This window comes from Pseudomonas sp. GM18, assembly GCF_000282195.1.
Lineage (GTDB): Bacteria > Pseudomonadota > Gammaproteobacteria > Pseudomonadales > Pseudomonadaceae > Aquipseudomonas.
The window spans coordinates 24,546-36,769 of the sequence record NZ_AKJT01000112.1 but is presented as its reverse complement, the minus strand read 5'-3'; the positions used below and the strand labels follow the sequence as shown (position 1 = coordinate 36,769).

7 protein-coding genes are annotated in these 12,224 nt (G+C 61.9%); 3 read left to right on the top strand and 4 right to left on the bottom strand.

Translation table 11 applies throughout. The annotated features are described in order from the left end of the window. Positions 1–200 precede the first annotated feature (200 nt). The gene (locus PMI21_RS02715) at positions 201–1,961 is read left to right on the top strand and encodes an L-lactate permease (protein ID WP_007941500.1); all 1,761 of its coding nucleotides are present in this window, start codon (positions 201–203) and stop codon (positions 1,959–1,961) included. Positions 1,962–1,987: 26 nt separating this feature from the next. On the opposite strand, the gene PMI21_RS02720 is transcribed toward PMI21_RS02715, so the two are convergent. Genes PMI21_RS02720 through PMI21_RS02730 form a run of 3 tightly spaced genes read right to left on the bottom strand, consistent with a single transcriptional unit; the run spans position 1,988 to position 7,727 of the window. Continuing rightward, positions 1,988–3,385 (bottom strand): efflux transporter outer membrane subunit, encoded by a 1,398-nt coding sequence (locus PMI21_RS02720; protein ID WP_007941499.1) that lies wholly within the window; start codon positions 3,383–3,385, stop codon positions 1,988–1,990. Continuing rightward, positions 3,382–6,528: an efflux RND transporter permease subunit gene (locus PMI21_RS02725; protein ID WP_007941498.1), complete on the bottom strand. Its 3,147-nt coding sequence runs from the start codon at positions 6,526–6,528 to the stop codon at positions 3,382–3,384. The genes PMI21_RS02720 and PMI21_RS02725 overlap by 4 nt, the downstream gene beginning before the upstream one ends. Before the next feature lie 2 nt (positions 6,529–6,530). Then, positions 6,531–7,727 (bottom strand): efflux RND transporter periplasmic adaptor subunit, encoded by a 1,197-nt coding sequence (locus tag PMI21_RS02730; protein WP_007941497.1) that lies wholly within the window; start codon positions 7,725–7,727, stop codon positions 6,531–6,533. A 113-nt stretch (positions 7,728–7,840) separates the two neighbouring features. On the opposite strand from PMI21_RS02730, the gene baeS reads away from it, so the two are divergent. Together baeS and PMI21_RS02740 are read left to right on the top strand one after the other, a co-directional pair. Beyond that, complete coding sequence (gene baeS, locus PMI21_RS02735; protein WP_007941496.1) at positions 7,841–9,259, top strand: sensor histidine kinase efflux regulator BaeS; 1,419 nt, start codon at positions 7,841–7,843, stop codon at positions 9,257–9,259. 3 nt (positions 9,260–9,262) lie between these two features. Continuing rightward, positions 9,263–9,946, top strand: coding sequence for a response regulator (locus tag PMI21_RS02740; protein ID WP_007941494.1), 684 nt, complete (start codon positions 9,263–9,265; stop codon positions 9,944–9,946). Between the two features lie 74 nt (positions 9,947–10,020). Here PMI21_RS02740 and PMI21_RS02745 read toward each other — a convergent pair whose 3' ends face one another. After that, positions 10,021–12,108 carry a TonB-dependent siderophore receptor gene (locus PMI21_RS02745; protein WP_007941493.1) on the bottom strand — a complete coding sequence of 696 codons (2,088 nt, stop codon included), beginning with the start codon at positions 12,106–12,108 and terminating at the stop codon, positions 10,021–10,023. Positions 12,109–12,224: the final 116 nt, after the last annotated feature.

The window sequence follows — 12,224 nt, the reverse complement described above, 5'->3', positions numbered from 1 at the left end:
CGACAGCTGCTACGGCCGAACGTAGCCTTCGGCAGCTGCTACAAAGAATGCGGCGCGGCGGCCAAGCTTTTTCATTCATGTTACTGACAGCAAAGCAGCCCGTTCAGGGCGTGACCAGCCCCGCCAGGACAGCGGCGTAATGCCACCTATACTCAAGCCACCTTCCCCGCGCTACCCACAATAAAAAGCAGAGGTGGAAAATGGTCTGGCAGCAAATCTACGACCCCTTCGGTAACCCGGTGCTATCAACCCTCATGGCGGCGGTACCGGTGGTGGTGATGCTGGTTTCCCTGGCGTTTTTCCACATCAAGGCGCATCTGGCGGCGTTGTTGGCCCTGGGCTCGGCGCTGCTGATCGCGATTTTCGCCTTCGGCATGCCCGCAAACATGGCGGGCTCGGCCGCACTTTTCGGCGCCGCCAACGGTCTGTTGCCGATTGGCTGGATCGTGCTCAACATTATTTTCCTGCATCGGCTGACCACCGAGAATGGCTCGTTCAAAGTGCTGCAAGACTCCCTGGCGCGCATCACCGACGACCGACGTCTGCAATTGCTGCTGATTGCCTTCTGCTTCGGTGCTTTCTTCGAAGGGGCCGCCGGTTTCGGCACTCCCGTGGCGGTAACCGGGGCCATTTTGATCGGGTTGGGTTTCTCGCCCCTGGCCGCGTCTGGCCTGGCGTTGATCGCCAATACCGCGCCCGTGGCGTTCGGCGCTCTGGGCACGCCCGTCATCACCCTGGCCAAAGTGACCGGGCTGGATGAAATGGAACTGTCGATGATGGTCGGCCGACAGTTGCCGTTCTTCTCGGTGATCGTGCCATTCTGGCTGATCTGGGCCTTCGCCGGCTGGCGCAAGATGCTGGAAATCTGGCCGGCGATTCTGGTTGCCGGGGTCAGCTTCGCCATACCGCAGTTCCTGGTGTCCAACTTCCACGGGCCGATGCTGGTGGACGTGATCGCGGCGCTGATTTCCATGGCCTGCCTGACGGGTTTCCTCAGGGTCTGGAAACCGGCCACGGTGCATACCTCGGCCGCCCTGTCAGGGCGAGTCGACCACTCCAAAATAGCCGAAGAACATGACGAAAAACCCGTCGCCAGCGCGACCTTTGCCAGCGATGCAAAACCCGCCGTAATGCGCGCATGGATGCCGTGGATCATCCTCACGGTGTTCGTTTTCGCCTGGGGCACCCAGAGCTTCAAAAACCTGTTCGATACCCGCCCGGCCATGGATCCGCAAACCCACTCGGCCAGGCTTGATCCTCAGGGCAAACCGATGCGCGAGGCCAACCCGATCTTTGCCCCGACCGTGACCTTCACCACGATTCATCAACAGATCGAGAAAGTCCCACCCGTGGTGCCCGCACCGAAAACCGAGGACGCGATCTACAAGTTCACCTGGTTCACCAGCACCGGCAGCGGCATCTTGCTCGCGGCGATCCTCGGTGGACTGCTGATGGGTTATTCCATCCCGCAACTGCTGCACCATTACCTGCGAACGCTGTGGGTAGTGCGCTATTCGCTCACCACCATTGTGGCGATGCTCGCCCTGGGTTTTCTCACCCGCTATTCGGGCCTCGACGCCACCATGGGCCTCGCCTTCGCCGCAACGGGCATTTTCTATCCGATGTTCGGCACCCTGCTCGGTTGGCTCGGCGTGGCCCTGACCGGCTCGGACACGGCCTCCAACGTGCTGTTCGGCGGCTTGCAACGGGTGACCTCCGAGCAACTGGGCCTGAGCCCGGTGCTGATGGCCGCCGCGAACAGCTCCGGCGGGGTCATGGGCAAGATGGTCGACGCCCAGTCGATCGTGGTCGCGTCCACCGCCACCCGTTGGTACGGCCATGAAGGGGAGATCCTGCGCTACGTGTTTTTCCACTCCGTGGTGCTGGCGATTCTGGTCGGCGGGCTGGTGACGTTGCAGGCGTATGTAGCGCCGTTCAGTCATATGGTGGTGGGGCGCTGATTCATGCGGCTGCGGCATCGTGAACATTAATTCCAGCCGCCACCCATTACCTTGTACAAACTCACCCGGTTGCTCTGCTCGGCCAGACGCAGGGTAATCAGGTCTTGTTGCGCGCTGTACAACGAACGCTGGGCATCCAGCGCTTCGAGGTAGCTTTGCGAGCCGCCTCGATAGAGTGCGTCGGCCAGTTCAAAGCTTTTACGGCTGGCGTCGGTCAAGGCTTGCTGGGCTGCCAGGCGTTGGTCCAGGGTGCTGCGCACCGCCAAGGCATCGGCCACTTCCTTGAAAGCCGTCTGCAAGGTTTGCTGGTAAGTCTGTACCTGGATTTCGCGCTCGACCTTGGCTGCATCCAGCGTCGCGCGATTGCTGCCGGCATCGAAAATCGGCAGGCTGACGCTCGGGGCGAAGGTCCAGGCGCCGCTGCCGGCCTTGAACAGCCCGGACAAGGCCGAACTCGCGGAACCGGCGTTGGCGGTCAGGCTGATGCTCGGAAAGAACGCCGCACGCGCCGCGCCGATATCGATGTTGGCCGACTTGAGGGTGTGCTCGGCGGCCAGGACATCCGGGCGGCGTTGCAACAGACTGGACGGTAACTCATCCGGCACCTGAACCAGCAGCGCCGCCAATTGCAGGCTCGCGCCGGGCAGCAATTCATCGGGGATATCGCTGCCGACCAATAAGCGCAAGGCATTGCGGTCCTGAAGAATCTGACTGGCGTAGACCGCCGCGTCACCCCGGGCCGATTCCACGGTGGTTTGCGCCTGCGCCAAAGCCAGGCCGGAAGACCCACCCAGCTCGTGGCTGCGCTGGGTCAGTTCGTAGGTTGCCTGCTGGCTGCGCAGGGTTTCTTCGGCCAGTTGCAAATGCTCGTTGTCTGCCGCCAGGGTCAGCCAGGCCGTGGCTACTTCGGCCACCAGACTGATCTGGGTGCTACGCCGGGTTTCGGTCAGTGCCAGATAGTCTTCCAACGCTTCGTCCTGAAGGTTCTGCACCCGCCCGAACACATCCACCTCATAGCTGCTCAATCCCAGTTGCGCACTGTACTCATGACTGGTACTCGCCGCGCCGCTGCTGGACAACGATCCCGGTGTGCGACTGTGGGTGCCGCTGACGCCGGCATTGATGGTCGGCAACGCCGCCGCCCGTTGAATGCGGTATTGAGCCTGGGCCTTTTCGATGTTCAGGCTGGCCAGGCGCAAGTCACGGTTGTTGGCCAGGGCCAGGGTCTGCAAGCGCGCCAGGCGACTGTCGGTGAAAAACTGCCGCCACTGAATATCCGCCGCCGCATCGCCCGAGGGCACGCTGCTCGTCGGCAACCATTGCTCGGAGACCGGTGCCTCTGGGCGTTGATATTCCGGTGCCAGGTTGATGCAGCCACTGAGCAACGCCAGAACTGCCAACAAGGGCCAATGAAACTTGATCATGCATCACCTTTCTGGACGGTTGGGTTGACAGTTGTTGCTGTGGTTACACGACCGAAACGACGACGGATCAGCACGAAGAACAGCGGCACAAAAAAGATCCCCAGCACGGTGGCGCTGAACATGCCCCCCAGCACGCCGGTACCGATGGCCTGGCGCCCGGCGGAACCGGCGCCGGAACTCAACGCCAGTGGCAACACGCCGAACATGAACGCCAACGACGTCATCAGGATCGGTCGCAGCCGTTGGCGCACAGCGGTCAGGGTCGCGTCCCGCAAGCTGTTGCCCTGTTCTTGCAGGTGCTTGGCGAACTCGACGATCAGGATCGCGTTCTTCGCCGCCAGCCCCACGGTGGTCAACAGCCCGACCTGGAAGTACACGTCGTTACTCAAACCGCTGAAACGGGTCGCCAGCACTGCACCGACCACCCCTAGCGGCACCACCAGCATCACCGAGAACGGCACCGACCAACTCTCGTACAACGCCGCGAGGCAGAGGAACACAAACAGCACCGAGATACCGTACAGCAGCGGCGCCTGGGAGCCGGACAAGCGCAGTTGATAAGACTGCCCGGTCCACTCGTAGCCGATGCCTTCGGGCAGTTGTTTGATGATCGCCTCCACCGCATCCATCGCAACCCCGGAACTCACCCCCGGCGCCGGATCGCCGACCACCTCCAGCGAAGCGTTGCCGTTGTAGCGTTCCAACAACGGCGAGCCATAGCTCCACGAACTGCTGGCGAACGAGGAAAACGGCACCATCTCATCGTTGCTGTTGCGCACGAACCAGTGCTCCAGGTCGGCCGCCTGCATCCGCGACGACGCCTCGCCCTGCACGTAAACCTTCTTCACCCGGCCCTGATTGAGGAAGTCATTGACGTAACTGCCGCCCAACGCCGTGGACAAGGTGCTGTTGATGTCGCTGGTGCTCAGGCTCAAGGCGCCGGCCTTGCGATCATCGATGCTGACTTTGAGCTGCGGTGTATCGTCCAGGCCATTGCTGCGTACCCCCAGCAGGCGCGGGTCTTTTTTCGCCAGCTCGATGAACTGCTCCCGCGCCGCGACCAGGGCGTCATGCCCCAGACCACCAAGGTCTTTGAGTTGCAGGTCGAAGCCCGAACTTTGCCCCAGGCCGCGCACGGCCGGCGGCTGCATGACAAACACGTTGGCATCGCCAATGCTCATCAGCGCCTGGGTCGCCCGCTGGGCTATCGAGGCCGAATCCTGGCCTTTCCCTGATCGCTCGCTCCAGTCCTTGAGTTTGATAAAGGCCCGACCGGTATTCTGGCTGTTGCCGCCCATCCCCAGGCCACTGATGCTGATCAGTGCCTCGACTTCCGGCTGTTCGAGCATGTAGCTCTCGAACTGCTTCATCACCGCTTGAGTGCGGCTATCGGTGGCGCCCACCGGCAACTGGATCTGCGCCATGAGGATGCCCTGGTCTTCATCCGGCAAAAACGAAGTTGGCAGGCTGGCATAACCGCCGCCCATCGCCAGCAAAATCACCCCGTATACCAGCAGGCTCCGACGCCCACGCTGGAGAATGCCGCCCACCAACTGTCGATAGCGCTCGGCGCTGCGTTCGAAACTGCGATTGAACCAGCCGAAGAAGCCGCTTTGCGCGCCATGGCCCTGGGCGTCGGAAGGCTTGAGCAAGGTCGCACACAAGGCCGGTGTCAGCGTCATCGCCACCAGCACCGACAGCAACATCGCCGAGACGATGGTCACCGAAAACTGCCGATAGATAATCCCGGTGGAGCCGCCGAAAAACGCCATGGGAATAAACACGGCGCTGAGAACCAGGGCGATGCCGATCAGCGCGCTGGTGATTTCCGCCATGGACTGGCGCGTCGCCGCCAGCGCCGAAAGCCCCTTCTCACTCATCACCCTTTCGACGTTTTCCACCACCACAATGGCATCGTCCACCAGCAGACCGATGGCCAGGACCATGGCGAACATGGTCAGGGTATTGATCGAGTAACCGAACAGCGCCAGCACGCCGAAGGTGCCCAGCAGCACCACCGGCACGGTGATCGCCGGGATCAGCGTGGCCCGCAGATTCTGCAGGAACAGGAACATGATCAGCACCACCAGCACGATGGCCTCCCCCAGGGACTTGACCACCTCTTCGATGGACAGGCTGACAAAGGGCGTGGTGTCGTAAGCGATCACGTTCTTGAGCTGCATTTCCGTGGGGTAGAAAGGCTCCAGCTCCTTGAGTTTGGCCTTCACCGCTTCGCCAACGCTCAAGGCGTTAGCCCCGGCGGCGAGCTGCACACCCATGGCCGCGGCGGGTTTGCCGTTGAGGGCAGAACTCACGTCGTAGCTTTCACTGCCCAGTTCGACCCGCGCCACATCCCCCAGCAGCACCACGGCCCCATTGCTGGTGGACTTGACCACGACGTTGCGAAACTCTTCGGCGGTTTGCAGCTTGCTGCGGGCACTGATGGTGGCGTTCAGTTGCTGACCGGCCACCGCCGGCAAGGCACCGAGCTGGCCGGCGGACACTTCGGTGTTCTGTGCTTCCAGGGCGCTGCTGATGTCCGACGGCATCAACGCGTATTTTTCCAACAGCGCCGGGTCCAGCCAGATGCGCATGGCATAGCCCGAACCGAGAGTCTGCACATCGCCGACGCCATCGATACGGCTGATCTGGTCAAGCAAGGTGCTGGAAATGTAGTCGCCGATCTGGGTGCCGGTAACGCTTTCGTTGTCAGAGGCCAGGGCGGCGATCATCAGAAAGTCCGAACCGCCCTTGGTCACGGTCAGACCTTCGCTCTGCACCGATTGCGGCAGTCGTGATTCGGCCTGTTGCAGTTTGTTCTGCACCTGCATCTGCGCCACATCCGGGTCAGTGCCGGCGGCGAAGGTCAGGCTGATACTGGCGCTGCCCGCCGAACTGCTGGAGGCCGACATGTAGGTCAGGTTATCCAGCCCTTTCATCTGCTGTTCGATGACCTGGGTTACCGAATCTTCCACGGTCTTGGCCGAAGCGCCGGTGTAGGTGGCGGAGATCCGTACCGTCGGCGGCGCGATGTCCGGGTACTGTTCCAGTGGCAACTGACTGATCGACAAGGCCCCACCGAGCATGATGACGATGGCGATGACCCAGGCAAAAATCGGCCGATCGATAAAGAAACGCGCCATGTTCAACCCTCCTGCGCAATGACGGTACGTGCCGATTGCGGCGTGCGGCTGCGAGTACCGGGGTTCTGCGCCAGCACCGGGGCGCCGACCCGGACTTTCTGCCCGCCTTCGACAATCACCTGGTCACCCGCCGTCAGGCCGGAGGTGACCCACCACTGGTTGCCCACAGCGCGGTCGATGGTCAGCACGCGTTGCTCGACCTTGCCGTTGACCACCAGCAATACCGATGTCACGCCACTGGCGCTGCGGGTCACCGCCTGCTGCGGGATCAGGATCGCCTGATCGTCCCGGGCCTGTTCCAGCACCGCCCGCACATACATGCCCGGCAGCAACAGCCGGTCCGGGTTGGCGATTTCCGCCCGCAGGGTCACAGTGCCGGTGCCCTCGTTGACGCTGACCCCGCTGAATTTCAAGCGGCCTTCATGGGTGTACGTGCTGCCGTCATCGAGCTTGAGGCTGATCCGCGCTTCGCCTTCGCCATTGCTTTGCAACACGCCGCTGGCCAGGTCGCGTTTGAGGCGCAACAGTTCGGTGGTCGATTGCGTGACGTCAACGTAGATCGGGTCCAGTTGCTGCACTGTGGTCAGCGCGCTGTCCTGATTGGCCACCACCAATGCGCCGGGGGTGACGGTCGAGGTTTCGATGCGCCCGCTGACGGGCGAGCTGATACGGGTATACGCCAGATTGATTCGTGCGCTATCCACGCCGGCCTGCGCCACTTGCAGTTCAGCCTCGGCGGTCAGCAGACTGGCCTGAGCGTCCTCGTTGTCCTGCTGGCTGATGGCATCAATCTTCGCCAATTGGGCATTACGCTTGGCGGTGGCCTGGGCCGACTTCAACGTGGCGCGAGCCTTGGCCAGGGTCGCCTGCGCTTCAGCCAGCGCGGCCTTGTAAGGCGCGGCATCCAGTTGATACAGCGCCTGCCCGGCCTTGACCTCGGCGCCTTCGACAAACAGTCGCTGTTGGACGATACCGCCAACCTGCGGGCGAATCTCGGCGACCATGAACGCCTGCGTGCGCCCGGCCAGCTCCGTGGTCAGCGCCTGGCTTTTGGGCTGCACCGTGATCACTGAAACCTTGGCCGGCTCGACCACAGGCGCAGATGCGCCAGGGGAGCAACCGCTCAGCACGAACAGCACGATCAAGGACAGTAAAACCGCGGCGGTCACCAGGGATTTGGCGAAAAGTTTGGTCGACATATATGCCTCTGCAAGACGGGATGGCTGAAGCCAGGCGCCATACTGCGAGGCAAATGTGCAGGAAAATTGAAGATTGCCCGCCGCCCTTGAATCTTCGTCGCGCCAGGGCCTAAATGAGCGGGCCATTCACCGACCTGCCCGAGCCCATGAAACTGAGTATCTCCACCAAGCTGTTTATTGCGGTACTGGCCAGCGTGCTGTTTGTCATCCTGAGCATGGGGCTGGCCAACGGCTGGAGCTTTGGCAAAGGCTTCCTCGACTACCTCAACGAACAAGCCCTGCTGCGCATGACCCCGGTGCTGCCGCGCCTGGCCAGTGCCTACGAGCGCGAAGGCAACTGGGAATTCCTGCGCAACCAGCCGGATCGCTGGTTCGACCTCATGCGGCCGGAGCCGGGCGTGGATTTCACCGACCCGCATCGGCCGAACCTGCCCACGTCCGACCTGACCGGCGCGGTGTTTCGCCTCGCCCTGCTGGATCAGCAAAAGCAGCTGGTCATGGGCTATTCGGCAATTGCCGACGACGCCCTGATGCGCCCGATCGAGGTCGCCGGTAAAACCGTCGGCTGGCTGGCGGTGACGCCGTTCCAGAACGTGACCGAAGCCGGCGGCGAACGCTTTCGCCTGTACCTGTTGCGCACCAGTCTGGCCGTGGGCGTGTTCTCGTTGCTGCTGGCGATGCTGATCGCCTGGTGGATCGCCCGCACCTTGCTTGACCCGGTCAAGCGGGTGGCCGCCGCCACGCACCGACTGGCTGCCGGGGAATACAGCAACCGGGTGGCGGTGTCCTCCAATGACGAAGTCGGTCAGTTAGCCCGTGACTTCAATCAGCTGGCGTATACGCTGGAGCGCAACGAAAAAATGCGCCGGGAGTTCATGGCCGATGTTTCCCATGAACTGCGCACCCCGCTGTCGGTGTTGCGCGGTGAGCTGGAGGCCATCGAGGACGGTGTGCGCACTCTCGATCAGTCGTCGATGAAATCACTGCAAAGCGAAGTCGGCATGCTCAGCAAACTGGTGGATGACCTGTATGAGCTGTCTTTGGCCGATGTGGGCGCGCTGACTTACCGCAAGAGCGAGTGCGATCTCAACGAGTTGTTGGACAGTAGCGTGGCGATGTTCCAGGAACGCTGCAATGCCCGGCATTTGCGCCTGGAGCTGGAGCTGCCGGCACCACCGCTGCGGCTGGAGGCCGACCCCAAGCGCTTGCAGCAACTGTTCAGCAATCTGCTGGAAAACGCCGTGCGTTATACCGATGAGGGCGGTGTGCTGCGTATTCGCGCAGCCAGCGAGGGCGACGTCGTGCGCATCGATTTCCTTGATTCCGGCCCCGGGGTCGACGCGGATCAGTTGCCGCGGCTGTTCGAGCGTTTCTACCGTGGCGAAACCTCACGCAACCGCGCCAGTGGTGGCGCCGGTCTGGGGCTGGCGATCTGTCACAGCATCGCCCTGGCCCACGGCGGCAGCCTCAGTGCCGATCATTCACCTTTGGGTGGCCTTTGGCTGACCCTGCGCCTGCCACGGAACACCTGAACCATGGTCAACGACAACCCGATCCTGATCGTCGAAGACGAGCCCAAACTGGCCGCATTGATGCGCGATTACCTGAGTGCCGCCGGCTATGCGACCCAGTGCCTGGACAACGGTCTGGAAGTGGTGCCGGCGGTCCATGCCCGTGAACCGCGGCTGATCCTGCTCGACCTGATGCTGCCTGGGCGCGACGGCCTGCAAGTGTGCAAGGAACTGCGCAGCTTCAGTGCCGTGCCGATCATCATGATCACCGCCCGCGTCGAAGAAGTGGATCGCCTGCTCGGGCTGGAGCTGGGCGCCGACGACTACATCTGCAAACCCTTCAGCCCCCGTGAAGTGGTGGCCAGGGTCAAAGCCATCCTGCGGCGCGGCCCGCAGCTTTTGACGTCTGCACCACCGCGCCTACAGATTGACGAAGAACAGTACCTGGCCTCCCTCGACGGCATCACGTTGGACCTGACACCGCTGGAACTGCGCCTGCTCAACACCCTCGCCCGCGCGCCGGGACGGGTGTTTTCCCGGGATCAGTTGCTCGACCGAATCTACTCCGATCACCGGGTGGTCACCGACCGCACGGTCGACAGCCATATCCGCAATCTGCGGCGCAAGCTTGAACAGGCCTGCCCGGGGGAGCATCCGATTGAATCGTTGTATGGGGTGGGTTATCGGTTTCAACTCGTTGACGCCTGATGCGTCGTCGAGGCTGAGGATGACCGCTGCCCCGTTCCACGAGCAGAACGGGGCAGCGCGTCAAGGCAGTGCGATCAGAATGTCACACTGGCGCTGAGGCGTGCCGTGCGCGGCTCGCCGACATTGACCGCCAGTTGGCTGCCGGTGGAGGACGGGTAGTACTGTTTGTCGAACAGGTTGTCGACGTTGAATTGCAGCGAAGTCTTGTACCCGAACAACGGCGACTCCCAGCGCACGAAGGCATCGGCCACGGTGTAGCTGCTCAGCCAGAAATCGTTGGCGTTGTTGGCGGCGCGCTCGCCGACGTAACGCGCGCCGGCACCGGTGTGCCAGGCTCCGAACTCCGCCGGGACGTTCAGGTGATGCGTGAGGTACAGGCTCGCGGTGTGCTTCGGCGCGTTGGCGAGGCGATGACCTTCGTCATCCGGGTCATCAAGGATTTCCGTGTGGGTGTAAGCGTAGGTGCCGATCAGGTCCCAGCGCTCAGCCACACGCCCGGTAATGTCCAGCTCCAGGCCCTGTGAACCGACCTTGCCCGCCGCCTCCGAAAGGCTCACGCCATTCACCGTTTGGGTGGTCACGACGTTTTCCTTGACGATGTCGAACAGCGCCAGGTTGATGTTCAGCCCCGGCAGCGGATCGTACTTCGCGCCGACCTCGTAGCTGCGGCCCTCCTCCGGATCGAAGGTGTGGCCGGCATCGTCGACATCGGTATTGGGCTTGAACGAACGGCTGTAGTTGCCATACAGCGACAAGCTATCGGTGGCCTTGTAGACCAGGCCCATAAACGGCACGAAGGCATCGCCGTTATCGTCGCGGTTGACCGTGTAGCTGCTGCCGCGCCCCTGATCGCTGTACTGATCGTAATGCTGCTGGCGACCACCGAGGACCAGGATCCAGCGATCATCGAGGTGCCAATTATCCTTGAAGTACACAGAGCTGGAGGTCAGCTGGTTACTCAGGTCGCTTTGGCTGGCGCTGACAACACTCGGCTCGGCCAAGCGACCATAAACCGGCGAGGTGATGTTGAAGCCCGACTGCGCGGTATTGCGGTAGGTTTTGCCGCGGAATTGGTCCGACGCTTCGGTGTCCGCGCCGATCAGCAGGTCATGACGCTGGCCGAACAGTTCCTGCTGGCCGATGAAGTCCCAACTGGCGTAACGGGTCTCATCATCGTAGTGAGCGCCGTTGGCAGCACGTCGCAGGTTGTTACCAGTCAACGAACTCGGCTGGGCAATCGAGAGGCTGTAGCGGTCGTTGTTCCAGCCGTAGGTGACGCGGGTTTTCCAATCGTCATTCAACTGATACTCGAAACGCGCGGTGGCCACTTCACGGATACCGACGCTTTTGGCCCATTTTTCGTCGAGGCGCTTGTCGTAGTCGATGTCCGCCGGATGACCGTTGGTGAACACGGTGCCGCGGTCGAAGGGATTGGAGTATTCATTGTATTCGTAGCTCAGCGTCAGGCTGGCGCGGTCGCCGGTCCAGGTCAGCGATGGCGCGACCAGGGTGCTCTCATTCACGCCGTAGTTGCGCCAGTAATCCTCATGACCGCGTTCGGCAATCAGGCGATAGGCCAGGCCTGTATCGCCAAGAGGCCCGGTGGTGTCCACGGCCATGGTGCCGCCGCCTTCGCTATAGGCCGAGCCGCTGAGGGTCGTGCTTTGGGTGTATTCAGGCTTCTTGCTGATCACGTTGATCAATCCGCCCGGCTCCAGCGCGCCGTACAACATCGACGCAGGCCCTTTGAGCACTTCGATGCGATCTGTCGTGGCGCTGAAGTTGTGCCCCAGATTGGAACGCACGCCATCGCGCAGGATCGAGCCGTCATCGTTGGTGCCGAAACCGCGCTTGACCAGCGAGTCCCGAGAGTTGCCCAAGGTATTGCCCTGACTGACGCCGCTGACGAACTTCATGGCGTCATCCAGCGAGCGTACCTGATAGTCGGCCAGGGTTTGCTGCGTCACCACATTGACCGATTGCGCCTCTTCCTTGATCGGCACATTGCTTTTGCTCGCCGTGCTGGCTTGCGAAGTGGTGTAGCTCGCGTCTGGATTGACGCGGCTTGCCTGAATATCAGTGGTCGGCAGTTCGATGGGTTCCTGTGCCCATAAAGGGCTGGCAAACATGACGCAGGACAGTGTTGGCAACGCGTGTTTCATGAAGACCTTGCGGCGGGCAAAGGGATGGGGCTGGCTCAAGACGTCGCACTCAATGAGTTAGTAGTAATGATTCTCATTGTATTATGCGATATATTTCCAGTAAATCCCCCTTACAA